The sequence below is a fragment of the Vibrio sp. 10N.222.52.C12 genome, assembly GCF_041474215.1.
Lineage (GTDB): Bacteria > Pseudomonadota > Gammaproteobacteria > Enterobacterales > Vibrionaceae > Vibrio > Vibrio crassostreae_C.
On sequence record NZ_JBFRTR010000064.1, the window covers coordinates 43807 to 70119 of the forward strand.

At 44.6% G+C, this 26313-nt stretch carries 20 protein-coding genes and 2 pseudogenes; 12 read left to right on the top strand and 10 right to left on the bottom strand.

Annotated features, from left to right (window positions below):
* Positions 1 to 7: 7 nt before the first annotated feature.
* From AB4623_RS12670 to AB4623_RS12680, 3 genes and pseudogenes are all read left to right on the top strand, one after another.
* A pseudogene (locus tag AB4623_RS12670) lies at positions 8 to 1888 on the top strand (TonB-dependent receptor domain-containing protein).
* A gap of 14 nt (positions 1889 to 1902) precedes the next feature.
* A complete protein-coding gene (locus AB4623_RS12675) occupies positions 1903 to 2799 on the top strand; it encodes an alpha/beta hydrolase fold domain-containing protein (protein ID WP_372146541.1) in 897 nt (298 codons plus the stop codon).
* 551 nt (positions 2800 to 3350) lie between these two features.
* Positions 3351 to 4724, top strand: coding sequence for a carbohydrate porin (locus AB4623_RS12680; RefSeq protein ID WP_372146543.1), 1374 nt, complete (start codon positions 3351 to 3353; stop codon positions 4722 to 4724).
* Positions 4725 to 4858: 134 nt separating this feature from the next.
* Here the strand turns inward: AB4623_RS12680 and AB4623_RS12685 are convergent, their stop codons facing one another.
* Complete coding sequence (locus tag AB4623_RS12685) at positions 4859 to 5845, bottom strand: LacI family DNA-binding transcriptional regulator (protein WP_372146545.1); 987 nt, start codon at positions 5843 to 5845, stop codon at positions 4859 to 4861.
* A 234-nt stretch (positions 5846 to 6079) separates the two neighbouring features.
* Between AB4623_RS12685 and AB4623_RS12690 the strand changes: the two genes are divergently transcribed.
* The 3 genes from AB4623_RS12690 (at position 6080) to AB4623_RS12700 (ending at position 10116) form a co-directional block, all read left to right on the top strand.
* Complete coding sequence (locus AB4623_RS12690; RefSeq protein WP_017061623.1) at positions 6080 to 7519, top strand: sucrose-specific PTS transporter subunit IIBC; 1440 nt, start codon at positions 6080 to 6082, stop codon at positions 7517 to 7519.
* A 195-nt stretch (positions 7520 to 7714) separates the two neighbouring features.
* Complete coding sequence (locus tag AB4623_RS12695; protein WP_017061624.1) at positions 7715 to 8674, top strand: aminoimidazole riboside kinase; 960 nt, start codon at positions 7715 to 7717, stop codon at positions 8672 to 8674.
* Entirely contained in the window at positions 8671 to 10116 is a 1446-nt protein-coding gene (locus AB4623_RS12700; protein ID WP_372146547.1) for a sucrose-6-phosphate hydrolase, read from the top strand. Before AB4623_RS12695 ends, AB4623_RS12700 begins: the two co-directional genes overlap by 4 nt.
* A gap of 142 nt (positions 10117 to 10258) precedes the next feature.
* Here AB4623_RS12700 and AB4623_RS12705 read toward each other — a convergent pair whose 3' ends face one another.
* Both AB4623_RS12705 and AB4623_RS12710 read right to left on the bottom strand, forming a co-directional pair.
* Positions 10259 to 11701, bottom strand: coding sequence for an N-acylglucosamine 2-epimerase (locus AB4623_RS12705; RefSeq protein WP_372146549.1), 1443 nt, complete (start codon positions 11699 to 11701; stop codon positions 10259 to 10261).
* Positions 11702 to 11844: 143 nt separating this feature from the next.
* The gene (locus tag AB4623_RS12710) at positions 11845 to 12492 is read right to left on the bottom strand and encodes a glutathione S-transferase family protein (protein WP_372073864.1); all 648 of its coding nucleotides are present in this window, start codon (positions 12490 to 12492) and stop codon (positions 11845 to 11847) included.
* Positions 12493 to 12590: 98 nt separating this feature from the next.
* Between AB4623_RS12710 and AB4623_RS12715 the strand changes: the two genes are divergently transcribed.
* Positions 12591 to 13442 carry a LysR family transcriptional regulator gene (locus AB4623_RS12715; RefSeq protein ID WP_372146551.1) on the top strand — a complete coding sequence of 284 codons (852 nt, stop codon included), beginning with the start codon at positions 12591 to 12593 and terminating at the stop codon, positions 13440 to 13442.
* Between the two features lie 18 nt (positions 13443 to 13460).
* Here AB4623_RS12715 and AB4623_RS12720 read toward each other — a convergent pair.
* From AB4623_RS12720 to AB4623_RS12730, 3 genes and pseudogenes are all read right to left on the bottom strand, one after another.
* Positions 13461 to 14447, bottom strand: a pseudogene (locus tag AB4623_RS12720) (sigma-54-dependent Fis family transcriptional regulator); the annotation flags it as partial.
* A 238-nt stretch (positions 14448 to 14685) separates the two neighbouring features.
* Complete coding sequence (locus AB4623_RS12725) at positions 14686 to 15423, bottom strand: NUDIX domain-containing protein (RefSeq protein WP_372146553.1); 738 nt, start codon at positions 15421 to 15423, stop codon at positions 14686 to 14688.
* A 224-nt stretch (positions 15424 to 15647) separates the two neighbouring features.
* A complete protein-coding gene (locus AB4623_RS12730; protein WP_372146555.1) occupies positions 15648 to 16049 on the bottom strand; it encodes a hypothetical protein in 402 nt (133 codons plus the stop codon).
* 306 nt (positions 16050 to 16355) lie between these two features.
* Here AB4623_RS12730 and AB4623_RS12735 point away from each other — a divergent pair, with 306 nt between their 5' ends.
* Complete coding sequence (locus AB4623_RS12735; protein WP_372146557.1) at positions 16356 to 17438, top strand: aminotransferase class I/II-fold pyridoxal phosphate-dependent enzyme; 1083 nt, start codon at positions 16356 to 16358, stop codon at positions 17436 to 17438.
* Positions 17439 to 17515: 77 nt separating this feature from the next.
* On the opposite strand, the gene fghA is transcribed toward AB4623_RS12735, so the two are convergent.
* A complete protein-coding gene (gene fghA, locus AB4623_RS12740; protein ID WP_017061633.1) occupies positions 17516 to 18355 on the bottom strand; it encodes an S-formylglutathione hydrolase in 840 nt (279 codons plus the stop codon).
* Positions 18356 to 18509: 154 nt separating this feature from the next.
* Positions 18510 to 19658 carry an S-(hydroxymethyl)glutathione dehydrogenase/class III alcohol dehydrogenase gene (locus tag AB4623_RS12745; RefSeq protein ID WP_017061634.1) on the bottom strand — a complete coding sequence of 383 codons (1149 nt, stop codon included), beginning with the start codon at positions 19656 to 19658 and terminating at the stop codon, positions 18510 to 18512.
* A 508-nt stretch (positions 19659 to 20166) separates the two neighbouring features.
* Between AB4623_RS12745 and AB4623_RS12750 the strand changes: the two genes are divergently transcribed.
* The 3 genes from AB4623_RS12750 to def all read left to right on the top strand — a co-directional run bounded on the left by AB4623_RS12750 (position 20167) and on the right by def (position 23639).
* Positions 20167 to 22335 carry a metallophosphoesterase gene (locus AB4623_RS12750; protein ID WP_372146559.1) on the top strand — a complete coding sequence of 723 codons (2169 nt, stop codon included), beginning with the start codon at positions 20167 to 20169 and terminating at the stop codon, positions 22333 to 22335.
* Positions 22336 to 22544: 209 nt separating this feature from the next.
* Positions 22545 to 22889, top strand: a complete 345-nt coding sequence (locus AB4623_RS12755; RefSeq protein WP_065584843.1) for a multidrug efflux SMR transporter — start codon at positions 22545 to 22547, stop codon at positions 22887 to 22889.
* A 246-nt stretch (positions 22890 to 23135) separates the two neighbouring features.
* On the top strand, positions 23136 to 23639 hold the full coding sequence (def, locus tag AB4623_RS12760; protein ID WP_016785410.1) for a peptide deformylase: 504 nt from the start codon (positions 23136 to 23138) through the stop codon (positions 23637 to 23639).
* Between the two features lie 357 nt (positions 23640 to 23996).
* Here the strand turns inward: def and AB4623_RS12765 are convergent, their stop codons facing one another.
* Both AB4623_RS12765 and AB4623_RS12770 read right to left on the bottom strand, forming a co-directional pair.
* Entirely contained in the window at positions 23997 to 24524 is a 528-nt protein-coding gene (locus tag AB4623_RS12765) for a hypothetical protein (RefSeq protein WP_065584844.1), read from the bottom strand.
* Entirely contained in the window at positions 24521 to 24856 is a 336-nt protein-coding gene (locus tag AB4623_RS12770) for a DUF805 domain-containing protein (protein ID WP_065584845.1), read from the bottom strand. The genes AB4623_RS12765 and AB4623_RS12770 overlap by 4 nt, the downstream gene beginning before the upstream one ends.
* A gap of 188 nt (positions 24857 to 25044) precedes the next feature.
* On the opposite strand from AB4623_RS12770, the gene AB4623_RS12775 reads away from it, so the two are divergent.
* The gene (locus AB4623_RS12775; protein ID WP_372146560.1) at positions 25045 to 26085 is read left to right on the top strand and encodes a helix-turn-helix domain-containing protein; all 1041 of its coding nucleotides are present in this window, start codon (positions 25045 to 25047) and stop codon (positions 26083 to 26085) included.
* Positions 26086 to 26313 lie beyond the last annotated feature (228 nt).

Here is a 26313-nt window from a genome sequence, read left to right on the forward strand (position 1 = left end):
CCCTGTGATGGGCTTTGCTAACGAACAAGTAAATCAAGTTGATACCGAAGCTTTGACCATTGAAGCGACGACTATGGAAACCATGGTTGTGACAGCAGCTGGTTATGAGCAGGTTGTCACTGAAGCGCCAGCGTCGATCAGCGTGATTACTCGTGAGCAGCTGGAAAACCGATCGTATAAAGATCTGACAGACGCGCTGCGTGATGTACCTGGTGTGATAGTGACAGGTGGTGGTTCGAGCCAAGACATTTCAATACGTGGTATGCCTGCAGAATACACGGCGATTTTGGTCGATGGACGCAAGCAGTCTGGCCGTGAAACACAACAAAACAGCAGTGGTGGCTTTGAGCAAGATTGGCTACCACCTCTAAACGCGATTGAGCGAGTTGAAGTCGTGCGTGGCCCAATGTCGACGCTTTACGGTTCAGACGCGATTGGCGGTGTGATCAACATTATCACTCGTAAAGATTATCAAGAGTGGTATGGCAGCGTACGTGGTGAAACAACACTGCAAGAGAACTCAGACTCGGGCAATTCATATCAAAGCCAAGTGCATCTAGCGGGCCCTCTTATTGATGGCTTGTTGAGTGCTTCTTTCTCTGGTTTATATCAAGAGCGTAAGGAAGATGAGATTCTTTACGGATACGGAGGCAAAACATTAGAGAGTTACCGTGGCGCACTACACTTGACGCCTACGGATGACGATACTTTCTCGTTTGATTACACCTATCACGATCAAGAACGAGTGACGACGGATGGAAAATCGAAAACCACAGATTCTGAGCGTGTGAACAATCGTCAATCATTGGGCCTATCTCACTCAGGCAACTACGACTGGGGCTCGGGCACTTCATACATCAACAATGAAACGGTTGAGAATGAAGGCGGAGAAATGGAAGTGGAAAACCTGACTCTGAACTCACAATGGTCTATGCCTGTGCTTGAGGCGCACTACCTAACTATCGGCTTCAACTAGACACGTCAGGAGCTGACAGATTCTGCAGAAGATCATGTCTTCAAAAATAACCAATGGTCACTGTTTGCGGAAGATGAATGGTACATCACCAATTCTTTTGCTCTAACAACTGGCCTCAGATTTGATCAAAATGACGTGTTCGAGTCTCATCTGAGCCCTCGCGTTTATGGTGTGTGGAGTGTCGACTCATATTGGACAGTGAAAGGCGGTGTTTCAACGGGTTATCGAGCACCAGGCTTAACTGAGATGGAAGCGGGTTGGGCGCAAGAAAGTTGTGGTGGCGACTGCTCGGTTTACGGTAATCCTGATCTAAAAGCCGAGACGTCAGTGAACAGTGAAATGGGCGTGTACTTTGTTGGCGATGCCGATTTAAGCTCGAACATCACCGTATTCTACAGTGACTTTAAAGACAAGATCGACAAGAAAGAGCTGAGCACTAACTGTGGCCGACGTGGTTGTGATTCTACCTACGTGAACATTGAAGACGCGATTACTTACGGTGCTGAATACACGATAAACAAAGGCATTACTGAGGCGATTTCTGTCGGTTCGACGTATACCTATACACATACTGAGAAGCAGTCTGGTGAAGATGAGGGTAAGCCACTAACACAAGTTCCTGAGCATTTAGTTACCGTAAATGCAGATTGGCAAGTACGTGATGATGTCCAATCTTGGATGCGAGTGACATACCGTGGCAAAGAGTCAGAACCGACAACGAGTAGTTCAAGAACACAATACGAAGCGCCATCAATTACTTATGTTGACTTAGGTGCCAACTGGTATGTGCAAAAGAACCTTAAGGTGATGGCTGGTATCTACAACCTATTTGATGAACAAACCGATTACGAAGAGTTTGGCTACGTTGAAGATGGTCGTCGTTACTGGTTAGCAGCAGAAGCGTCATTCTAGATAAGAGGTTCATAATGAAAAAGATAACAAAATTACTGATGCTTTCATTTGTTGGATTATCGGCTGCTAATGCTAATGCTAATGCTAATGCGGTATACACAGTAGAAAAGGACATCTTGTTTAAGACGGTAGAAGCACGAGAGATCAAGCTTGATCTCTACCTTCCCAAAACAGAAGCAAAGGTTGATGGAAAATATCCGTTGCTCGTTTGGGTACATGGCGGTGCGTGGAAGCGTGGCACTAAAGACGATATTCCGACTAAAAACCCGTTGTTGCTTAATTCTGTTTTGGATGAAGGTTATGCGTTGGCTGCGGTCGATTATCGTTTAAGTGGCGAAGCAACTTTCCCAAAACCAGTCGCGGATATTAATGATGCTATTAACTATCTTCATGACCATGCTAACAAGTACAATCTTGCCGCCGATAACGTGGTTATGATGGGGCGTTCAGCTGGTGGTCATTTAGCGGGATTGGTCGGCGCAAGTAATACGCACGGTGACATTAGCTTTTACTCAGAACCTAAGTATCGAGTGGCTGGAGTTGTAAGCTTTTTTGGCCCGACGGACCTGCTGGAACTAGGTAATAAAGGGAACAGACCAACCAGTAAAAAGTCGTCGGTGTCACGCTTTTTAGGTGATATCCCGAGTGAAGTACCAGAGCTAGCGGCACAAGCTTCAACGACCAGTTATATAAACAGTGATGCTCCGCCTTACATTCAGTTCCATGGAACACTGGATAAGCGAGTGCCTTTAGCGCAAAGCCAGATCCTCAAACATGCTTTGGACAAGTACGGCATTGAGAATCAGCTGTTTATCGAGGAGGGTGTTGGTCATAGTGCTCCAATTTTTGATACCGATAAGTATGTACCGCATGTGATTGCGTTTTTAAAGCGACATTATCCAATTAAATAATCTCTACTTTTGTGACGTTACAACGCGCTAGAAAGCATTCATTGAGCCATTTAAAGCCAAGTTGATCACTAAGGTTCAACTTGGCTTTTTTATTGGAAGCTTTCATAAGTATCTGGATTCATTTCTAACTTCCCTTTTATGATTCGATCGTCATTTATTAGATCGAACAAAACCGTGTTCACCTTCGATAATCGAGTTATTCATCAGTTAAAGCTGGTGGTTATTGTGTGTTTCATCACGCTTTGTTCGTAACTGACTCTAGCTTATCGACGACCTTGATAAAGGCTTCAATGTGCGCGATACACTATTTTTCGCCCATTAATCAATTTCACTTGTGACAAAGTTATCAGAATTATGCATTTTCGGTAACGTTCCCGAAATTATCGATCTATCATCCACTCAGATACAAAAGTGAAGTAATCAACACGACTGATTTCTATTTCTTCTTCGATATAGAGCTTATACATCAAAAGTATAAGCCGAAATGTGCTTACGAATTATTTTGGGAACGTTTGCAGATAATCCAAAACAATTAACGTGAGAACATCAGAATGAAACGACACATTTTAGCGGTTGCTGTAACAATGGGGCTAATGACTACATCGGTATTAGCAAGTGAAGACGTTGCAGCATTAGAGCAACGTATTAATGAATTAGAACAAAGGGTTGTACAAACAGAGCAGGTCTCTACCGAGGCCAATGAAAAGGCTTCTTCGTTTGAGTTTCACGGCTATGCTCGCTCTGGGTTATTGATCAACGACGACCTAAACGGCGCGACAGGTACTGGTCCTTACATGACAGCGGCGGGTGCCATTGGAGCTCCAATTGGACGTCTTGGTGTTGAAGATGATCATTACGTTGAAGCGAACTTGATTCATAAGCGATTTGCAGACGATGGCTCTAGTGCTTTGTTTCGCATCATGTTGGCCGACAGTACTGAGACAAATAACGAGTGGACTGCCAGCGAAAGCCAGTTGAATGTGCGACAAGTGTATTCAGAACTGAACCGTCTGAGCATGTTCTCTGAATCTGAAGCGTTTTCTGAAGCAACGTTTTGGGCGGGTAAACGATTCGATCGCGACAACTTTGATATTCACTTTTTCGATTCGGATATTGTCTTCTTATCAGGTACTGGTGCGGGCGTTTATGACGTTCAGATGAGCGACAACTGGAAAGCGAATTTCTCTATTTATGGCCGAGATTTTGGTGAGATTGATAGCTCGTCAACAGATGTAGAAAACTACATTGCAACCATGAATAACCGTATTGGCCAATGGCAAGTGATGTTGAGCGGTATGACCTCAGCAGACAACGATAGCCGCCTAAATGGCGCAGCTGAAAGCGGTGTACACGCAATGTTTGCGTACCATGGAGACAACTTCTTTGGTCTGAGCGAAGGCTTCTCTAAAACGGGTATGTTAGTGGGTAGTGGCCTAGGTGCAGAGCTAAAAGGCATCGGTTCAAATGGTGATCTACTGGATGACGCGAAAGCCGTTCGCCTGTTTAGCTACGGTGTCACTCGCATTGGCGACAACTGGCGCTTAGCACCTGCATTAATGGCAGAGCATAGCCAAGATCGTTTGAAGAAGAATGACGAGTTCACATGGGCTTCTTTAAACGTTCGATTAGCTCAAGAGTTCACAGAGAACTTTGAGATGGTTTACGAAGGTTCATTGCAATACATGGATTTAGACAACTCGACAGAGCAAGCGAGCGGCGGTTTCTACAAAGCGACAGTTGCACCAACACTCAAGCTTTCAACTAGCACTGGTTTCTTTGATAGGCCTGAACTGCGTTTCGCTGTGAGCTATGTGGATTGGAGTGAAGACCTGAATGGTTACTCGATTAGCACTGAAGCAGATGCTGCAACGATGGGAGAGGGCGGCGAGGTTCTGTTTGCACTGCAGATGGAAACTTGGTTCTAATTGCTTGATATATCGTTTAGATAGAGAGTGTTACTCATGATGTGATAGTCGCATCACCAAATGCCAACCTTATCGTTTCAACTCGAAGGTTGGCATTTTTTATCTTGGGATAACCTGATCTCTGAAATAAATCGCTAGCAAGACTCTCGGTCAATAGTGGTGAAGGTCAACACCATCTTGCTCATTTCAAAGCCTTTTTTCTCAATACGGTCGAGTAGCAGCTTGGCTCCATTTTCTCCCGCTTTATCAAACGCATAGTTAAACGTAGACAGCGTTGGTGTGCATACTGAAGCAAGTTCATCATCACCCACGCCGAGTACCAAGACATCCTTTCCTGGAACGAGGCCCGCTTCTTGAATTGCTCTGATCGCACCGATTGCGATACGGTCAGTGGCGCAGAATAGGCCATCGAGCTTGGTGTGCTCCTTGAGATACTGCTTCGCCAGTTGGTAACCTGATTCTATGGTGAAGTCGCCACGGGCGTGAAATTGCAGTGTGAGGTCGTTAAATTGAAGCGATTGAGCGAAGCCTTCCGATCTCATCTTATCAACCGCAATATCATCACCTTGCACACCGATGAATCCCATATGCTTACAAGCTTTCGCTATGAGGCGATTACCCGCTTCAAACCCTACGCGAGTGTCGTCGTGCACAATGCTTGGGATGTTAAACATTGACCCGTCTTGACCAACCAATACCACGGGTACGGCAGAGCTTTGAATCGCTTTGACTAATTGGTTGTCGAGGTGGGTCGCGTACAGGATGATGCCTTCAACACGCTTCTGGTTAAATATCTGAATATATTCAAGTTCTTTATGGTGTATTTGGTGTGTGCTCGCTAATAATACATGCTTGCCCGCTTGCTCTAAGACGGCGGTTAAACCATCGACACCCTGAGAGGTGGCATGGGAAGAAACCCTAGGAACAATCACGCCAACCAGGTTGGTTTTTTGGGACTTTAAGTCTTTAGCGACTTGGTTTGGGAGATAGCCACACTCTTCAACCGCTTTACGCACCTTCACCTTGGTCGCGTCTTTTACGCCATACTCATCATTGATTACTCTTGAAACCGTCGACTTGGAAACTCCAGCGAGACGAGCGACATCATGAAGACTAGCCATTATTCATTATCCAATTGTAATTTTAGTTTTGGGATTGTTTGCAAACAGAGCATCAAATTTACCTGTTATTAGGGGATTTTAACCCTGTCTTCTTATCCTAGGGAGATAATTTGAAGATCATTCTCACACTATTGAGCAGTTATCTTTGATCATTTGTTATTTCTAGGCAAAAATTTGTTTTGCAAACGTTCCCGAAAATTCAAAAGCTCAAATGATAATCCAATGGGGTATGTAATGAATTATCCAAAAATAGCAAAAGAGCTGCTTTCTCTATTAGGTGGTAAAAGTAATATCACCGCACTCGCACACTGCGCGACTCGTCTGCGTCTTGCGGTTGCAGACCAAGATAAAATTGATGAACAGGCGATTGATAACCTAGAAGGGGTTAAGGGCCAGTTTAAAGTAGCCGGTCAATATCAGATCATCTTTGGCTCAGGCATCGTAAACCAAGTTTATGCTGAGTTGGCTAAGCTGACTGAAATGACGGAAATGTCGACCAACGATGTGGCGTCTGCAGGTGCTGACAACCAAAATATCCTGCAACGCGCGGTGAAAGGCCTGTCTGATATTTTTGTACCAATCATTCCGGCGATTGTTGCTGGTGGTTTGTTGATGGGTATCTACAACCTATTGACGGCTCAAGGCTTATTCATTGATGGCAAATCTTTAATCGACGCTAATCCGGGTTTGACCGACTTAGCAAACATGATCAATACATTTGCTAATGCTCCTTTTGTGTTCTTACCTATTTTATTAGCATTTTCAGCGAGTAAGAAGTTTGGTGGTAACCCATACCTTGGCGCGGCTTTAGGTATGTTGATGGTTCACCCAGACTTGCTTAACGGCTGGGGCTTCGGTGGCGCATCAGTGTCGGGCAGCATTCCGGTTTGGAACATTTTAGGTTTCGAAATCGAGAAAGTAGGCTATCAAGGTTCAGTACTACCCGTTCTTGTTTCTGCGTTTATTCTAGCGAAAGTTGAGCTTGGGCTGCGTAAAGTTATTCCTTCGGTTCTGGATAACTTGCTAACGCCGCTATTGGCGATTTTCATAACTGGTTTGTTAACATTCACGATTGTTGGTCCATTTACTCGTGATATCGGCTTCCTGCTTGGTGACGGCCTAAATTGGTTATACAACAGTGCTGGCTTCATTGGCGGTGCGGTGTTTGGTTTGATTTATGCGCCGTTTGTTATTACTGGTATGCACCATAGCTTTATTGCTATTGAAACTCAGCTGCTTGCGGATATCGCAACGACTGGCGGTACGTTCATCTTCCCTATCGCGGCGATGTCTAACGTGTCACAAGGTGCAGCGGCACTAGCGGTTGGTTTCATGAGTAAAGATAAGAAAATGAAAGGTATCGCGATTCCTTCTGGTGTGACTGGCTTGCTTGGTATTACTGAACCTGCAATGTTCGGTGTGAACTTGAAGCTTCGCTATCCATTCATTGCTGCGGTTTGTGCCGCTGCGATTTCAAGCGCGTTTATCACGATGTTCAATGTGAAAGCACAAGCACTGGGTGCGGCGGGTATTCCTGGCATCATCTCAATATCACCAGAAAAGATTGGCTACTACGTGGTAGGTATGATTATCGCGTTCGTGACTGCCTTTGCTCTGACCGTTGTTTTAGGTCTGCGCGAGCGCAGCAAGCAAAACATTAAAGCAACAGCTTAACGTTTCTCCCTAGAAGTGAAGCCCCCCTTTTCACTTCATTTCCTAAGCTTTGGGGTGCTAGCTAGGTGATTTGGCTTAGCTAGCCTTTTTATATTTTTACATGACAGCGTGAAGTGTCACCTTGCTTTTGGTTGCTACTGCTTTCGATTGCCATCGCTTTCGGTTGTCATGATTTTCAGTTTTAAGGTAAGAAAGATGAATCAAGTTTGGGTAACTGGAGACGCCGTCGTCGACCTCATTCCGGAGACTGACGCGACATTATTGAAATGTCCGGGCGGTGCGCCTGCTAATGTCGCGGTAGCGATTTCTCGCCTTTTAGGCAAAAGCGCATTTTTTGGCCGAGTGGGTAACGATCCGTTTGGCACTTTTATGGAAGTGACTCTGCAAAAGGAAGGTGTGAATACCGAGCGTTTGGTGAAGGACCCTGAACAACGCACGTCAACCGTGGTGGTCGATCTTGATGACCAAGGCGAGCGTAGCTTTACGTTTATGGTTAAGCCAAGTGCCGACCAGTTTATGTCTGTTGAAGACATTCCCGAATTTAAGAAAAACGAGTGGCTACACGTCTGCTCGATCTCTTTGGCTAATGAACCAAGCCGAAGCAGTACCTTCGAAGCGATCCGACGTATGAAAGCCGCGGGCGGTTACATCAGCTTCGATCCAAACCTTCGTGATGAAGTGTGGCAAAACCCATCTGAAATTAAGTCTGTGGTCATGAAAGCGGTTGAATTGGCTGATGTGGTTAAATTCTCAGAAGAAGAACTGGATTTCTTAACCGATTCAACTTCGATGGAACAAGGTTTGGCTAACATTGCAGATCTTAACAACACGCTTGTTCTGGTTACGCAGGGCGCGAAAGGCGTTTGGCGAGTATTTGAAAACCAAGGTGTGTTGATTTCAGGTCGCTCAGTGACGCCAGTGGATACCACGGGTGCAGGCGATGCTTTTGTTGGCGGTTTGCTTGCAAAGCTTTCTCAAGATGATGAGTGGAACAATCAACAAGTCGTCGATTCTGCAATTCAGTGGGCGAATGGGTGTGGTGCACTGGCGACCACGCAAAAAGGCGCAATGACCGCACTTCCAACGCAAGAAGCTCTTACTCAGTTTATTCAAAAAGACTCTTCAAATACGAATGCCGTAGAGGAGAGTGTATGAGTTTGAACTCGAACTGGACAGTAGAGCAAAGATATCGCCGTATAGAAGATATTTCTCTAGAGAGTATTGATGCGATGGTAGAGCTTCGCAAACAAGACTCTGGCTATCCAAGCTACCATATTGCGCCTAAGTTTGGTCTGCTTAATGATCCGAATGGTCTGTGTTTCTTTAATGGTGAACACCACCTATTTTACCAATGGACGCCAGTTGGCCCCGTCCATGGTATGAAGTACTGGTACCACCTTTCTACCAAAGACTTCGTTCATTTCGAAGACCACGGCATTGGCTTGCACCCAGACCAAGATTACGACTCTCACGGTGTTTACTCTGGTGGTGCATTGGTTGAAAACGACAATGCATTGTTGTTTTTTACAGGTAACAAGCGCGATGGAAATTGGTTGCGAGTGCCAACTCAATGTTTTGCCAAGATGTCTGCTGACGGCAAAATAGAAAAGCACGGCGTGGTTATCGAAAACGATCACTACACCGAACATTTCCGCGACCCAAAAGTGTGGAAACAGGGCGGCGATTATCTGATGGTTGTGGGTGCTCAAACGCCTCAAAATACTGGCTCTATGGCGCTATATTGCAGCCGAGACCTGATGAATTGGCAGCACAAAGGCCCAATTCAAACTCGTTACAACAACCTTGGCTATATGTGGGAATGCCCAGATTTCTTTGAAATAGAGAATCAGTCGGTGATGCTGTTTTCTCCACAAGGTGTGTCTAGCGAAAATCCATACGATTTCAAAAATATCTACTCGGTGGCTTATATCGTCGGTGACCGCTTAAATCTCGATTCGGTAGAACTGGAAAACCACCAAGATATTGCGCAGCCAGATTATGGCTTCGATTTCTATGCACCACAGACTTATTTAGATGATACAGGCCGCCGTATTCTGATTGCTTGGATTGGTCTGCCTGAGATTGATACACCATCTAATGAGTATCAGTGGGCGGGCATGTTGTCGTTACCACGCGAACTTCAAATCCAAGATGGCTATCTTGTTCAGTCTGCTTTACCTGAATTGAAAGCGCTACAGGGTGAAGCTGTGGTGGTTGAAAATACTCTTGAATTGGATACAACCAGCTTCATGGTTGAGCTCGAAACTGATACTGACGAGTTTGAGTTTACACTTGCTAACGTTGCGGGTGATAACATCGTGTTCAGTGCTACAGAAAAGGAGTTCATGCTTGATCGCAGTAAGATGTCTCAGCTCTACGCGGAAGAGTTTGGCTCAGTGAGAAAAGCACCGAGGTTGAGCACCAAGCAAACCATCGAGGTTTATGTTGATAAGTCAGTGATCGAAATCTTTATCAATGGCGGTAAGCACACAATGACCAGCCGTTTCTTCATTGATGACTTGAGTTCATTGTCGATGACTGGTGACGTGAACACCGTTTATCACTCGATGAACCCAATTAAAGGGTTGGACAACTAACCTCCGCTTATCTCCATCAAGAAAGCCGCTGATCAACAGCGGCTTTTGTTTGGTCTGCGACATCACTATTGTGCTAACTCTTTGACCTTGTCCATTCCCCGTAGCCCTGAATCTCAAGTCCATTTAGAACAAACAACCAACGCTAAGGTCGAATGTTATTGAAACTGACCTTTTGTGTCCCATCATCTAGGTTCTCTAACTTAACCACATCCCCTTGATAGTAATAAGGTTCCATTGGCATCTCGCTGTTGGTCGGCCTTGCGTAATGCAATACTGCTGGCTTGGCGTCAACTTGCTGAGCGAACAAATAGCCAATCAGCGCATGTTCAAACTGGTGATAACCGTTGCCCCAATGGAAAGCTTTGGTGCGTTTTGGATCAAGCCCCACGCCGCCGTATTTGTGGTCGACCCATACATCATGAAAGGTGGGTAGGGTGTATTGCAGTACGTCTTTCATTGAACCATCGACCAGCGAAACCGTCATCGCTGCTTGATCAAGCTCCGCCCATTCCCATGATGAAGCCCAATTTGTGTTTGGTCGGCTTTGCCAGCCAGTTATCTCTTGTCCTTTCCACGCTTTCTGAAGTTCCTCGCCATAATATTGGGATACACTCACGAAATTTTTCTGATATTGCGCATGAACGAGAGTGTGTTTCATCCCTTTGATGCCAAACTCTTTCCATTCAGAGTTATTCAATGTTTGGCCTGTAAGGTAAGTCATCCAATACGCTTTGATGGTGTGCCCAAAATCGTTGTGATTAGCATTCGGCATCTTGGCGGCTTTGCTGTGAATGGCCCCGTAGAAGCGTTGTTCATCTTCAGAGTGGTAGTGCTCGACCATGGTTTGTGTCAGCCAACTTAGATCATCAAGCCATCTTGTCTTGGTGGGCTCTTTTAGCAGGGGAGCGACTAACAGCATATAACCGTTAATCTGATCAAGTTGCGCGACCAGTTCACGCTGTGTGGCTTTGCCATCTTCACCATCCGCAAGTACCCAAGCAAGACCGCTGTTGTCGCTAAGTCGATATTTATCAAAGATAAAAGCTTGTTGTGCGATGAGTGCTTCTTCTACCTTTTTGTCTTGAGTCAGGTAGTAGTACATGGCAAGGCCAACTAATGCATACGCTTGATCTTGAGAAGTACGCTGCTGCCAATTCTGGCCTACTTTTCCCTCTTTTGTGTAGCCGATAAAGCCGCCGTTTTGCTTATCTTCTAGCTGATCAATGATGTAGTAGGCTCCTTGCTTGGCAAGCGCTAAAGCCTGCTTATCGCCACTAAGGTGGTAGAGCACGCCATAGGCATAAGTTTGACGTGACTTCATCCGCGTAAACTCTTTGCCAAAGTGTGGCGTGATCCAGCCTTTGTTTAGTTCATGGCACACATCAGAAACATCGAGCAAGGTACCGTCATCACAGCGGAAAGTAGGGAAGTTTCCTACCGGTTCTCCTTGAGCGCTAGGCATTAACCAATAAGGTGCAAGCCCTTCAGTCGCATGGTTGAGCCACTCTTCTCCAGAAGGAAGATGGGCGTTGGCAGATACGGCGAAGCTAGTAACACTGAGTAATGCGAACGTTGCTCGTAACATGATGTTTATCTTAACTATTTGAATTTCGTTGAATATAAACAATCACACCTGCACATTGTGATTCGGTGATCACAATCGACCAAATTAATAAGGTTTAGATAAAAGCTCACAGACTAGTGAGCTTTGGAAGGGTGTCTTGTATTTTATACTGGCTTGCCCGCCTCATCTTCTTCAACCACATCGGTTTCTAAGCTTGCCTCTGCCAGCCATTTTTGTATCGATGGACTGTTAAGCACACGTTGTTGATACTGCGATGCCTTTTCGGAAAGTTGTATTCCATAGGTTTCTACGCGCAATGCGACGGGTGCAAACATCGCATCGGCAATCGACCATTCACCAAATAACCATCCCTCTGGGTATTGTTCCATTTGTGCAGACCATATTGCATCAATACGAGCGATGTCTTTCAGTGCGTCTTCACTCAGTGTGAGCTTTCGTTGTGCGCGGCAGTTCATCGGCATTTCATTTCTGACGGCAAAGAACCCAGAGTGCATCTCGGCGGAAATTGCTCGGGCATGGGCGCGTTCTTTCACTGAGCTAGGCCACGCTGCACCGTCCAAATAGGCATCGTTAACGTATTCGAGAATCGCCAATGAATCCCACACCGCAACATTACCATCAACTAGGGTTGGAACCTTGGCCGTTGGCGTCACTTTCGCCAGAGTGTCGTAAAAATCAGAGGTGAATAGCTTGAGCTTGATGACTTCTGTACTCAGGTTGTAGTTGTCGAATATTAGCCATGCGCGCAGTGACCAAGTTGAGTAGTTCTGGTTTCCAATATAAAGCTGCATCGTTGCTTCCTTGCGTTTGGTGAGTATGCTTTTGAGCTTAGGGGATTGTATTGCGGAGCACTAACGGATAATTTTGATGCAATACATTAATAAAAACGATGGGTGGTGATTTCAATATGGATATTGATGCTTTGCGAGGCTTTCTCGCGTTTGTGGAAACCAGTAGTTTCACTCGTGCAGCGAAACAGATAAATCGCACCCAATCGGCATTCAGTGCTCAGATGCGTAAGTTGGAAGAAGAACTCAACGTCACTCTTTTCCAGAAAGAAGGACGTAATTTAATACTGACTGAAGCTGGCTTAGCGCTGCGATCTCATGCCGAACAGTTGGTCGCCCTTCACAATACCGCACTTAAGCAAGTAAAGCGTTACGAAGACAAACAACCTCTGCGACTCGGCTGCCCTGAAGACTACAATGACACCATTCTGCCGAAAGTGATTCGCCTGTTGCAGAAAGCAGAACCCACCTGTTCAATCCAAATATTCAGCCTGCCCAGCATTACGCTGAGAGAGTGGTTGGATGACGGCAGGCTTGATGCGGCGATTGTCACCCGAGCGCCCGATAGTGAAGAGGGTTACTGGCTCACTCATGATATCGGAGTATGGATAAGCAGCCCTGATTATGTGTTCGATGAGTCTAAACCAGTGCCATTAGCCTTGTTTCAGACCGATTGTAAGTACCACGCCGCGGCAGTGAATGGCTTAACCAAGCAGGGCACGCCTTATCAGTTATTGGCGTGTAGCAATACTGCTTCAGCGCAGCGAGCGATCGTTAAAGCTGGATTAGCCATTGGCGCGATGGGTAAGCTGAGCGTGACTTCAGATTTGAGAATCCTCGATGATATGCCACCGTTGCCTTCGGTCGATATTGTGCTGACCCTAGCGACCAAGCATCACCCGGTATTGGATAAAGAAGTGCTCAATCAACTTGTGGAGTTGGATTCTGAGTAGCTTAGATTCCTTTTCCTACTATAGAATCCCCAAGCTCTTTAGCTTTCGGTAAATGGTATTGCGGCTGATACCGAGTATTCTCGAAGTCTTACTTATGTTGCCTTGGTTGGCTTGATAAGTTTGCAACAAGGTTTCTTCAACGGTGCTTCTTAAATCGTTACTCGCTGTACCTTTTATGGCATTAGAAGTCATTAGCTGATGCTGATTATCGTGTGCTAATGACGTGAGATGTTGAGCAAGGTGGCTGGGCACATGCTCGAGTGTGAGTTGGGGTTCATCACTTGCTAATAGAGCAGCAACCTTAAGTAAGTTGTCTAATTCGCGGATATTACCCGGCCAAGAATAGGCGCACAGTAAGCTCATCAAGTGCGGGCAGATTGTCTGTTCGTCTTCGGCGTATTTACGATGAATGTGCTCGATTAAAGCGTGCTTGTCTTGTCGGTGTTGTAGGCTTGGCAAGGTGAAGGCTAAGCCATTGAGTCTGTAATACAGGTCTTGCCTAAACTCACCTGTTGCGACTAACTGCTCGAGGTTTTTGTGAGTTGCAGCGATGATCTGACAATCGACTTGATAGCTTTGATTAGAACCAACTGGCACCACGGATTTGTCTTGCAGAACATGCAGTAGTCGGCACTGAGCTTCTAAAGGCATGTCGGCGATCTCATCTAGAAATAGAATCCCTTTATCTGCTTGACGGATCTTACCTTGGAAGCCCTTGTGGCTTGCTCCCGTAAAGGCGCCCGGCGCGTAACCAAACAGTTCAGATTCGATAAGGTCTTTAGGCAGCGCGCCACAATTTACCGCTACCAAGGGCGAAGACTTACGCTGGCTTTGCTTGTGCAGCGCTTTAACAAACTCGCCTTTGCCAACTCCTGTTTCTCCTAAGATCAACAAACTGATCCCTTTATCGATTACCTTGTTGGCTTGCTGCCAAGCGTGTTCGATTTGTTGCTCGCCATGGTGCAAATCACACGATGCTGAAATGGAGCGCGTGCGTTTGGTGGTTATAAGAAATCCGGCATCGGCCGTGAGACACATAAGATGATGCTCGATCACTACCAAAACACTAAGAACCTATTAATTAGCTACGATACTAATCCGTTAGGCTTTTTCTAAAATAGATAGGTTCTAGAACAGTCTAATTAGGAAGTCACTAGCAACGAGATGGCTTAAACAATATAAGTAAAATGAAAAGCAAAACGCCAAGTTCTTATGAGCTTGGCGTTTTTATGTTTGAATCGCTTTAGTTTTTCGAAAAGAAGATCTCTGGCTTATGGTTCGGGCCATAGTTGCCTTCTAGTTGGGTAAGTTCTAATCCTTGTTTGCCTATCAAAGAGCCGACCAATTGGCGGTTGAACGGGTAGCTGTCGGGGTTGTTAATATACTCTTCAACATCAATCCATTTAGCTTCTGCAATTTCATCTGTGTCTTGAATCGCAATCTCTTGAGTTTGAGCGATAAGGTGACAAACAAAGTAGAGGTTAGACTTTCCGAATTGATACGGGTGTCTCGTCGCCATGCCAACCACTGAAACGAACGTGGCTTCGATGCCAGTCTCTTCTAAGGTTTCACGAACCACCGATTCTTCAATGCCTTCACCCAACTCAATATGACCGCCCGGTAATTTGTAGCCCGTCATGCCGTGTTCTTTAATCATCAGCACTTGGTTGTGTTCGTTAGTGATTAACGCGCCAGCACCCAAGGTGTGGGTCGGAATGAAAGGCACAAACTCTACAATCTCGGATTTGTGGATCAGCGTAATCTCGTCTTCTAAGCAGTTGTGAAACACAAAGCCAAGCTCAGTCGCCACCGGAATAAGGTGCGAGAGTGAAATAGGTAAGCTAATCCAAATGATGCCTTTGTTATTCTGCTTTGAAAATTCGGTGATCTGGCTGAGTTCGGCATTGAATGAGTTAACATCGTGAGGGGCTGTTGCTGGGGCAATGATGATGCCGTTAAATTTGTCGAGCGTAAATTCCACGGGTGATCCTTTATTATTTTGATTTATTGGGCGTCGAGCATGGTCTGAGCTTATCGTATCTAAAGAGCTTATAACACCTTGAGAGCAAGGGCTGCAGTGAATCAAAAGTAGGCAATGCAGTTTATGTCGAACGGGTCGGGATAAGTGGAGGGTGTTGCTAGAAACAAAAACTGCGCTTGGAAGCCAAAGCGCAGTTTTAAAATGAGGTTTATTGCAGTTCGATTTTAACGAATATACTTCGCGTTAATACTCACGTACCAGTGTTGAAGCTTGCCATCAGATTTCTTGATCCACAAATCGTTGGTGTAGCTATCAATCTTGCCGTTAACCGTAAGGTTGAATGTGTTCTCGTCGAATTCGCCAAGCTTCACGAACTGGTCCGTGGTAATCAGGAATGGGTCCATGTCGTCTACACCAACCACATCTGAAATCACATAGTAGTGGTAAGTCAGCGGCTTGCTCGCATCATTCGGGTTGCTGCGATACGCAACAAGCTTGAATGGTTCCGTTAATGGAACGTCGAGCGTTTGCTTGTCCATGGTCGCTGGAATTGGAATAAACAGCCAAGCGGTAAACAGACCGCTCAATAAAACCATCAGGAAGAAAAGAGTCTTAATTGCTTTCATAGCAACCTTCAAAATATGGGGGATGTTAATGGGGCTATGGTAACTAGGGAGAGTAAAGATGCAAGCTCTGTTATTACCCTATCTTATCTCAGCTTAATCTAGCGCAAAGAAAGCGGTTCGGTTAACTCGAAATGTAAACACGAGTGCTTAACTCTTGATTATGGCTTAAGAGAATTCGTTATTTGAACCAATCTTGGTTTTTAACCAGTCTCTCGAAACAAGGCGAAGAACTGTCGCGAAATGACCTATATAGATAAAATTCAGTACGATAAGAATAGCGCATGAATATTTTTTGAGCGTTTTCTTATGCATTTAAATCCACGGTTAAGTGGCGAATACCATTCTTATGTCGATCACTCATTTCGTATCGATTGTTCACTTGGCTCCAATCCATTTGGCGCACCAGAAATTCCTGAACATGTGATCAAAGATATTATCTACGGTATTGATAAGTACTATTGCCACAGGGAGCTTTCGGAGCTGACTTATCTGACTCGCCAGTTTATTGGGATTGAAGATTGTCGTATTACGTACACCACGGGCTCTCTTGGGGCGCTAGAACTTATCTTCAATAAACTTATCGATCACAACAATCGCACCATGATAGGCATTGGCCCTCAGTTTGTTGAAGCAGTATCAGAGTTCACTTTGGTGGGCGGGAAGTACCAGTCCATCAACATGTTTGATTATCAAAACGAGTCGGATCTGTTCGGTGTGTTGGCATCAAAAATAAGCAGTCAAAATCCTGCCTTGGTGTATATCGATAATCCCAACAACCCAACGGGTCGAATCTACGACAGAGCTTATCTGGTCGAGATAGCGAGAGTATGTGAGCGTTCTGGCGCTGTTTTGATTGTCGACGAGGCATATGGTGAATACCTGACCCCTGAGCAGTCTATGCTCGATCAGACCTTAGTCTTGGACAACTTAATAGTTTTACGAACCTTTTCTAAAGGTTTAGGGCTCGCTGGGATTCGACTCGGTTACTTAGCCAGCAGTGAAAACCTGACTTCTGCAATCGAAGCTGCGGTGAGTGTGTTTACGCCGACTTACCCCTCAATAAAAATCGCATCGGCGACCTTACCCAATGCAAAACACTTCTTAGAAATGAACCGCAGCAAAACTGAATACTTTAAGCAGCAAATGATCGGCTTGTTGTCTGAGAACAATATTGAGGTGGTTGGCACGTCAATATCGACGCCCATTATGTTGTTGAAAAAGAGAGGAACTCACCTTTCAAAGCTATTTGAGAGTATCGGTATTAAGACATGTTCGGGTGTCGATTTTGCTATTACGTGCGACGCGATGACTGAAGAGTATGTTCGATTACGAATTGTTGGCAATGATATAGATTTAGAAGCGTTAAAGCAGCGTATTAAGCAGTTATAAAAGCAACCGTTATAAAATCAGTAGGCATAAAAAAGCCCGCACCTTGCGTTTACAAAGTGCGGGCTAAATTCATCTGGCTACTTGTTTAAGTAAGCAGCGTGGAACTCAATGTGTTCATCAATAAAGCTAGAGATGAAGTAGTAGCTGTGGTCGTAACCAGGCTGCATACGTAGATCTAAATCGGCATTGGTTACCTTAGCGGCTTCGACTAATTGCTCAGGTTTAAGCTGTTCAATCAGGAAGTTATCGGCTTCACCTTGGTCGACCAACATTGGCAGTTTAGTGCCTTTGGTTTTTAGAAGCTCAGAGGCATCGTAGTGTTTCCACTCTTCAATATCCAAGCCTAGGTATTGGTTGAAGGCTTTTTGTCCCCAAGGGCATTGCATTGGGTTGGTGATTGGGCTGAATGCAGAGATAGAACGGTAGCTATCTTCGTTTTTAATGCCAATCGTTAGGGCACCATGTCCGCCCATGCTGTGACCAGAAATCGATTTTACGGATGTAACAGGGAAGAACGACTCAATTAATGCAGGGAGCTCTGTTACCACGTAATCGTACATGTGGTAATGGCTGTCCCATGGCGCTTGAGTGGCATTCACATAGAAGCCTGCACCTTGGCCGAGATCGTAATTTTCATCGTCGGCAACACCTTCGCCACGTGGGCTAGTGTCTGGTGCAACAATCGCGATGCCTTGCTCAGCCGCGGCTTTGAAAGCGCCGGCTTTTTGCATGAAGTTTTCATCGGTACAGGTTAAGCCTGACAACCAATACAAAACAGGAACTGGGTTTTCTTTGCTTGCGTTAGGTGGCAAGAAAATCGCAAAACGCATGTTGCAGTCAAGCGTTGCAGAAAAGTGGGTGTATTGTTTGTGCCAACCACCAGCAACCTTTGCTTGGCTAATGTTTTCGATTGTCATCTATTGTGCTCCGTTAGGTTGATGGTTTGGGAGTAAATTTGTCTATATTACATAAAGTTTCACCACCCACCGGGCAGGAGGTGGTGAAGACAGTTTGTTGCTATTCATTTGTAGCTGTGGCCTCGATGCTCGAAAGAATCGAGGCCAAGATGTGTTACTTATCCATGTGTAGAACAGTACGGATAGATTCACCTTTATGCATTAGGTCGAATGCTTCGTTTACGTCTTGCAGACCCATTGTATGAGTGATGAACTCTTGAAGACCAAACTCACCCGCCATGTAACGGTTTACGATTTCTGGAAGCTCAGAGCGGCCTTTAACACCACCGAAAGCAGAACCACGCCATACACGACCTGTTACTAGTTGGAATGGACGAGTTGAGATCTCTTGACCTGCGCCTGCAACACCGATGATTACAGATTCGCCCCAACCTTTGTGACAACATTCAAGCGCTTGACGCATCACGTTTACGTTACCAATACATTCGAAAGAGTACTCAACACCACCGTCTGTCATCTCAACGATAACGTCTTGGATTGGCTTGTCGTAGTTCATTGGGTTGATGCAGTCAGTCGCGCCAAGTTGTTTCGCTAGCTCGAATTTGCTCTCGTTGATGTCAACACCGATGATGCGGTTAGCACCAGCCATGCGAGCACCAATGATTGCAGAAAGACCGATACCGCCAAGGCCGAATACAGCAACGTTGTCGCCTTTTTCAACTTTAGCTGTGTTAAGTACCGCGCCCATACCTGTTGTTACACCACAACCTAGAAGACAAACTTCTTCAAGTGGTGCTTCTTTGCTTACTTTCGCTAGAGAGATTTCTGGAAGTACAGTGTACTCAGAGAAAGTAGAGCAACCCATGTAATGGAAAATTGTTTCGCCATTGATAGAGAAGCGGCTTGTACCGTCTGGCATTAGGCCTTTACCTTGCGTTTCACGAACGGCTTGGCATAGGTTAGTTTTACCAGATTTACAGAACTTACATTCGCCACATTCAGCTGTGTAAAGTGGGATAACGTGGTCGCCAATCTCAACACTTGTAACGCCTTCGCCGATCATCTCAACGATACCGCCACCTTCGTGACCAAGAATTGAAGGGAAGATACCTTCTGGATCGTCACCTGATAATGTGAATGCGTCAGTGTGACAAACACCAGTAGCAACGATGCGAACTAGAACCTCACCAGCTTTAGGAAGTTGTACATCAACTTCTTCCATTTTTAGTGGCTCGCCAGCTGCCCATGCAACCATTGCTTTTGATTTGATATGCGTTTGACCAGGTTTAATTTCGATTGTCATTGGATGTTTCCTATATGTCAGTACAGCGGATAACTGTGCAATTAAATTCAACCCGTTAAGCGTAGTTGAGCTTAATTGTTTCCGCTCTCTCGTTTTGTTGGAGCTAGTATAGGTGTGAGTGCATGTTTTGATAATCCCCTTAAATAGAAAATGATTATTACTTATTTGTAATAATAAGTATGGAGAGCTGATCTGTTTTCCCTGTGATTACTTTATTCGGATCGAGCCGGTTTTTGATGGAGGGCTACTTATTTAAATAGTCGGAATGCATAGTTGTCATTGATGTTTGAGGGGTTGTCTTATGGCGGCTTATATATTAATAACTGATTCGTACGATAGAGTCATCAATACTCATGATCATTACTAACTAATTGAATTTTAAGGATTGAAGCAATGTCGCATAAGCACTCTGTATGCGACGTTTTGTAAGATATCAGAAACAATAGTGTCATTTTTCTCACCTAATCTCCTCGCCAAATTTTGAGTTCTAACTTTTTGGGAAGAGAAAATGAAAAAGAGTACATTGACCGTACTGTCAGGCTTGATAGCAACAACTTTGGTCGGTTGCAATTCAAGTTCGCCAAGTGATGACAGCGGCAATATGGATAGCGCAGTGCAAGTGGCGTTCATGCCTGATATCCATTTCCATGATGTTTACGGTGATTTTCAGGATGGCTCGTTCGCAGGGTTGCCGAATGCAATCAGTGGTAAGAATGCAACGATCAGAACGATGGAGTCTCAGATGAACTCTACCCGTCTATTCAACGAAAACTATTTCGCGATGATCGCAGCGCTTGATGATGTGGTTGAGCGCGGAGTGAAGTACGTAGCACTGCCGGGGGACTTCAGTGACGACGGTCAGCCAGTACATATGCGTGGATTAGTGAGCATTTTTGACCACTATCGTGACACGTACGGCCTTGAGTTTTTTGCAGCGCCTGGCAACCACGATCCAGTGAGGCCATTTACTATACCTGCGGGTAAGTCGGACTTTTTGGGAGAAGGGGGTAAGAACCAACGTATTTATAGTCGGGGTAAGGAAGAGTGTGTTGGCTATGAAGATGAGTGGACAACCATTCCCGGTGACGGCGATAACCTAGCAACCATCTGTACTGAAGAAGTGCGTGAGTGGGGCTATGAAGAGATCATGAGTATCCTTGGTACTCACGGCTTCTACCCTCAGCAAGATTATCTCTACTTTGAAACCCCTTATAGCAGTGCGCAAGCTCGTACCAACTACAGCTATGAATTAGCGAAAGAAGAAGCAGCTTTTGATAAGCGCATGTACGAGATCTGTTATGAAGGAACAGGTGGTAGTTATAAAGAGAATGGCTACTCAAGTTGTTCTGAAGTGCCGGATACCAGTTACTTAGTCGAGCCAGTCAAAGGCTTGTGGCTGTTGGCCATTGACGCGAATGTTTATCGCCCTAAAGAAAATTCGTCTGATAGCTCTGTAGACGGAAACACGTTTGATGGATCAAGCAGCGCTGGCTACAACATGATGCTGACTCACAAAGAACATGTGATCGATTGGATCTCTGATGTAGTAAAAGCAGCCAAAGAGCAGAATAAGACGCTTGTTTCCTTCTCGCACTTCCCAATGACAGATTTCTACAACGGTGCCTCTGAAGAGATTGAAGATCTGTTTGGTGAAGGAAGCCATCAACTGGCTCGTGAACCAGATGACAATACTAGTCGTACACTTGCTGCAACAGGATTGAATATCCACGTTGGCGGTCATATGCACTTTAACGATACTGGTAAGAAAAGCTTCAATATCGATGGTGTTCAGCACACGCTCTTTAATATCCAAGCGCCATCGTTAGCGGGTTACATCCCAGCTTACAAGCTGCTGAACATTCGCCCTGATAACCAAATCGAAGTTGAAACTGTGGTTATCGATCAAGTTGAACGTTACAACGAACTATTTAGTCACTACGAAGAAGAGCATGAGTACTTAACAGCAAACGCAAGTAATGAGGAAGAAGAAGCTAAGATATGGGATATCAATATTCTTGATTCAAAGAGTTACTATGAACTCACCGACTGGCATATCCGTGAATTAACGCGCTTGCGTTTCCTTCCTAGTGATTGGCCAATCGAAATGCGTGAAATGATCATGCACATGAACGGTGAAGAGATGATGATCATGTCTCAACTAGAAACGCAGTTCACGGTTTGTCAATTAGCTGACAAGTTGGGTTATCCAGTTGAAGGCTGCACTGCAAATGGTGTCGTTGATGAGGAACAGTTCCAGAAAGATTGGCAGGCAGCCAAAGTAGAAGCTGAGGTTTTGGCAACTACTGAGGGGTTAAGCTTAGCTGACTTTGCAGAGTGGAGTGGTGAGCTACTAGCAACCGATTTCTACCGACTACGTAATGCAGACGAACTGGCGTTCCGTGATATCGGTGAAACACAACTACGCCAATACGAACTGCTAAGCCGCGAGCTTGCCGAGTTTGATGGCACAGTGGATTCAGAGCTAGGTGATCTTGGCCAATATACAGTGGGAGAGGTATTCCGCTCTCGTTTCGGTAGCTTGTTCGTGATTCTTGAAAAATTCGCAACAGGCCAAGCAAGTGACCACTTCTTGATTGATATCGACCAGCAAACCCTGACCGATCTTAAAGGTGAAGTGAAGCGCGATATCCTAAGAGGCTCAACGTCTGCAAATTAAGCGCTTTTGCCGATTAGATGATTAGATTGATGAAGGGTCTGCTAGCCACGAATTAGTGGGCTCTTTTTTTGTCTAAGCGTAGGTTTAATCGAGAATTACACCTAAGAATTTTTAAGGTGCATCATAATAATTACTTGCTGAAAATCGCATGAATCGGAAATAAAACTACAATATTCTGAGCGCCGTATTTTATTGTTGTGGACTTAAACATGCTTTTATCTCTCTCGCCTCCTGTGATGCTGTCACTTGCCATTGTATTTGAAGTTGTCGCGACTTCTCTATTGCCTAAAACGCAGCAATTTACTTCTTTGCCCGCGACTGCCGCAGTGCTAGTCGGTTATGGCTTTGCTTTCTATCTGTTGTCTCTCACGGTTCAAACTATGTCTTTAGGTGTGGCATATGCGGTTTGGTGTGGGGCAGGGATAGTGCTAGTCGCAGCGCTGTCTTGGCTGGTCTACGGGCAAAAACTCGATATCTTTGCGATCATCGGTATCGCTTTGATTTTGGTGGGCGTCGTGATTATTAACTTGTTTTCGACGTCGGTGAGTCATTAGGGGCTAACTCGCTTTTGCCCCATTGTAATCTAGACCTTTTACTCATTTACAACCTGTTCATGAGCTTTCCCCTACGAAAGGTTATCTGAAGCAATGTGTTGTCCAAGTTATATGCAAAGGCTATTTACCCCGTCATATCTGTTGGTATTGTTGAAGGTTAAAAAGAAAGGAGGCATTATTGGCCCATAAAATACGGACAGTCGACGTATAGAAAGCGTTATGAGCTTCCAAGAATAGAAGGAAAATATGGCAGTTTTAGAAATTCTGACTGCACCAGATCCAAGGCTTAAGGTCAAAGCGGAAAAGGTGCAAGATCTCTCCACGGTACAAACATTAATAGACGACATGTTGGAAACGTTATATGCGACTGACAATGGTATTGGTTTGGCTTCAACTCAAGTTGGTCGTAAAGAGGCCGTTGTTATTATTGACCTTTCCGAAAGTCGAGATGAACCATTAGTTTTGGTTAATCCTGAAGTGGTTAGCGGCTCGGATAAAACATTGGGCCAAGAAGGTTGTTTATCAGTTCCTGACTATTATGCCGACGTAGAGCGTTTTACTTCAGTTGTTGTGTCTGCTTTAGATCGCGAAGGTAAACCAATGACCATCGAAAGTGATGAGTTTCTAGCTATCGTAATGCAGCACGAAATAGATCATTTGTCGGGTAACTTGTTTATTGACTATCTTTCACCACTTAAGCGTCAAATGGCTATGAAAAAGGTTAAAAAGTACGTTAAAGCGCACTCTTAACTTCCGTCTATCAATATAGGTTATTACATCCTGTTGGCTGCGTGAGTAGCCAATGCTTTTCGAACAACAAAGTTATCTGCTTCGCTTTGTCATTTCGGTCATTAAACATTGCTTACGACAAACACATATAGAAGGTCTCTTATTGTGGTCTATCCGCAGCCAACCACTATTGGCTAGGCCATTAGACATTTATTGGTTGATAATTACGGTATGACAGAATCGCTTGGTGATCACGCGAGTTAGCCATCGTGACTAACTCAGAGCTGCCCCGAAGTTTGTTACGCTTCCAAACACGTCACAGATAATTAGCTAGTTTTGATTTACAAAAAATAATGTGTGGCAATGACCCCATTTCCTTCATTGACTCGCGAAAGGCTCTCCTATTAAGTCACTCGATTTAGATGAATGACAAACAACGTTTTGCTCATCTCTTAGAAACCAAGAAATCCATTTTCGCTTCGAGTTTAAAACGAAGCCCTCCTCAAAGCTAATTCCATTGATAATCAACCCGTCGATATTTTCATCATACGCTTTAGTGGTGAAACGCCATTCTTCACTATTTATTCGCTTTCCTTGAAGAAGAGCGTCATTGAGGCGTTGGCTCATAACGACGATGGCTAGACCTTCAGTTTCACTGATACCAAAATCTGGCTCAGAGATACGACCGACAGCAACTGGTACCTTTAAAGTGCACTCCTTTCCATCTTGAAGAGTAAATGAGTAGATTGCATCTCCTATTCGACCGTTAAGCCAAAGGAGTTGTCCTTGAGTCATGTTGTCGACAGACAGAGTTCCAAAACCACCTGTGGGAGATATAGTTTCGGCCCAGCTAGATGTTGAAACAAAGACCGATAAAAACAGATGTAGAATGGCTACTTTTTTCATGCTGAAGCCTCCACGTCGAAGTTAGTATTGGTCGATTGAGCTAACAAAGATATTAACCAAAACGGTCCTACTATCGGTATGAAAAAGACCAGTACCCAATAACTTGATTTGTTGATATCGTGCAGTCTACGAACAATTACTGAAAGCATAGGGATGAAACTTACAACGCTATAAATCGTGTCGAACCATGTTGTCATATTCATAGCAATATCTGCCGCAATGCATCCCATCGCTACTAATGTGTGTACTAAAAGAAACATCCAACATTCTTTACGGGACGAACAACCAGAAAAGTCTAAACTTCGCTTCCAAGCTAAAAAATAGTATTTCATAAATGCCACCTCAATATTTGACTGATGGTGATATTTTGCCTCGGAACAAGTGGTGTGTACGTCTCAAAACAGGTTCTAGGTCGTTCTTAAACCTGTTTTGGTCTATATTGCGTTTTCAATTGTATTTCATAGAGTTATCCTTGATATTCACTGAAAGTGAGAACTCATTTATCCATCTAGGACTTGCTATGCTTGCGATACCCGTCCCGTTCGTTGTTTCCATGTTACTTGGACTACTAGCGATATCACTTTATGCCAAGCTTTCCCAGCAGGGTAAAGTCGCTAGCATGTTTTTAGGATTATGTGCTATGACGACCGCAATGGTTGGTTTACGCTGGACATTTGGATTTAGCATTTTCAGCATCGCGCAACCTATTCTGGCCTCCATAATTCCTGTTGCTGCGTGGTATGCGTTTGCACATGCCAATCGTGATTTAGGCACCTTGCCTATTAAGCATTTTGTTGCGCCATTATTCGTCGTAATTAGCGCTGTATCTCAACCTTGGTTGGCACTTCCATTAGATGTACTACTTACTTTAATTTACGCTTGCTATGGAGTGGCACTAATTCGCTTTTCGTCAAGAGAAACAGCACTGATTAATGTCTCGTTAGGGAATTGGGAAGGAGTAAAGAAAGCGGAGAATATTGCGGGATGGATGCTGATATTTTCAGCGTGTGTAGACACGCTCATGTCGTTAGATTTTACTTTTAATCAAGGTGGATTTTCACTGTACATCATTACTGCGGCACATTTGACTCTTCTACCCGTGTTATCGATAGCTGTAGTTGTCGTGGGTATTAATACGCCTGTTTCAGATGAGTTAAAATCTAAACAAATCAGTCACAATGACGAGACAAGCAGTTCCCAGGTAATGACCAGTGAGAGGGCTCACGAGATCACTTCTCTGTTAGACTCCAAAATCCGACAAGACAGACTTTACTTAGACCCTGAGCTAACCCTTTCAAAACTGACACGAAAGTTAGGCATACCAGCAAAACAAATTTCAATTGCAGTTAATCAGGTACACGAAAAGAATATTTCTAAGATCATAAATGGGTATCGCATAGAACATGCCAAGCACTCCTTGGATTTGTCACAAGATACTATTACGCAAATATTCATGAATTCTGGTTTTCAGACCAAGTCTAACTTTAATCGTGAGTTTTCAAGAGTCGTGGGAATGATCCCAAGTGAATACCGTAAAAGTAAAGCTCAACAGTCTAAGTAAGATTCACTATTAATATTGAATATCTAAGAGCCAACTTTGCCGTACATGAAGTAATTCATAATTTGCTAAATTAGCAGGTTCGCTAACTTGGAAATGCCCCATTGTGTGTTCACTTCGATGAGTGAACTACATCGGCAATCTATTTTTACAATACATAAACTAATGGTTAGGAAGTATCCGCCCCATGAACCCACGGGGCGACTTGTCAGTGTTTGAAGTTCCAAGGCA

Coding starts and splice junctions, on each gene's coding strand:
- def (WP_016785410.1), top strand. CDS start 23,136: ATGGCAGTTTTAGAAATTCTGACTGCACCAGATCCAAGGCTTAAGGTC.
- AB4623_RS12735 (WP_372146557.1), top strand. CDS start 16,356: ATGCATTTAAATCCACGGTTAAGTGGCGAATACCATTCTTATGTCGAT.
- AB4623_RS12745 (WP_017061634.1), bottom strand. CDS start 19,658: ATGACAATCGAAATTAAACCTGGTCAAACGCATATCAAATCAAAAGCA.
- AB4623_RS12715 (WP_372146551.1), top strand. CDS start 12,591: ATGGGTGGTGATTTCAATATGGATATTGATGCTTTGCGAGGCTTTCTC.
- AB4623_RS12700 (WP_372146547.1), top strand. CDS start 8,671: ATGAGTTTGAACTCGAACTGGACAGTAGAGCAAAGATATCGCCGTATA.
- AB4623_RS12755 (WP_065584843.1), top strand. CDS start 22,545: ATGCTTTTATCTCTCTCGCCTCCTGTGATGCTGTCACTTGCCATTGTA.
- AB4623_RS12680 (WP_372146543.1), top strand. CDS start 3,351: ATGAAACGACACATTTTAGCGGTTGCTGTAACAATGGGGCTAATGACT.
- AB4623_RS12775 (WP_372146560.1), top strand. CDS start 25,045: ATGCTTGCGATACCCGTCCCGTTCGTTGTTTCCATGTTACTTGGACTA.
- AB4623_RS12765 (WP_065584844.1), bottom strand. CDS start 24,524: ATGAAAAAAGTAGCCATTCTACATCTGTTTTTATCGGTCTTTGTTTCA.
- fghA (WP_017061633.1), bottom strand. CDS start 18,355: ATGACAATCGAAAACATTAGCCAAGCAAAGGTTGCTGGTGGTTGGCAC.
- AB4623_RS12685 (WP_372146545.1), bottom strand. CDS start 5,845: ATGGCTAGTCTTCATGATGTCGCTCGTCTCGCTGGAGTTTCCAAGTCG.
- AB4623_RS12690 (WP_017061623.1), top strand. CDS start 6,080: ATGAATTATCCAAAAATAGCAAAAGAGCTGCTTTCTCTATTAGGTGGT.
- AB4623_RS12710 (WP_372073864.1), bottom strand. CDS start 12,492: ATGCAGCTTTATATTGGAAACCAGAACTACTCAACTTGGTCACTGCGC.
- AB4623_RS12750 (WP_372146559.1), top strand. CDS start 20,167: ATGAAAAAGAGTACATTGACCGTACTGTCAGGCTTGATAGCAACAACT.
- AB4623_RS12770 (WP_065584845.1), bottom strand. CDS start 24,856: ATGAAATACTATTTTTTAGCTTGGAAGCGAAGTTTAGACTTTTCTGGT.
- AB4623_RS12695 (WP_017061624.1), top strand. CDS start 7,715: ATGAATCAAGTTTGGGTAACTGGAGACGCCGTCGTCGACCTCATTCCG.
- AB4623_RS12705 (WP_372146549.1), bottom strand. CDS start 11,701: ATGTTACGAGCAACGTTCGCATTACTCAGTGTTACTAGCTTCGCCGTA.
- AB4623_RS12675 (WP_372146541.1), top strand. CDS start 1,903: ATGAAAAAGATAACAAAATTACTGATGCTTTCATTTGTTGGATTATCG.
- AB4623_RS12730 (WP_372146555.1), bottom strand. CDS start 16,049: ATGAAAGCAATTAAGACTCTTTTCTTCCTGATGGTTTTATTGAGCGGT.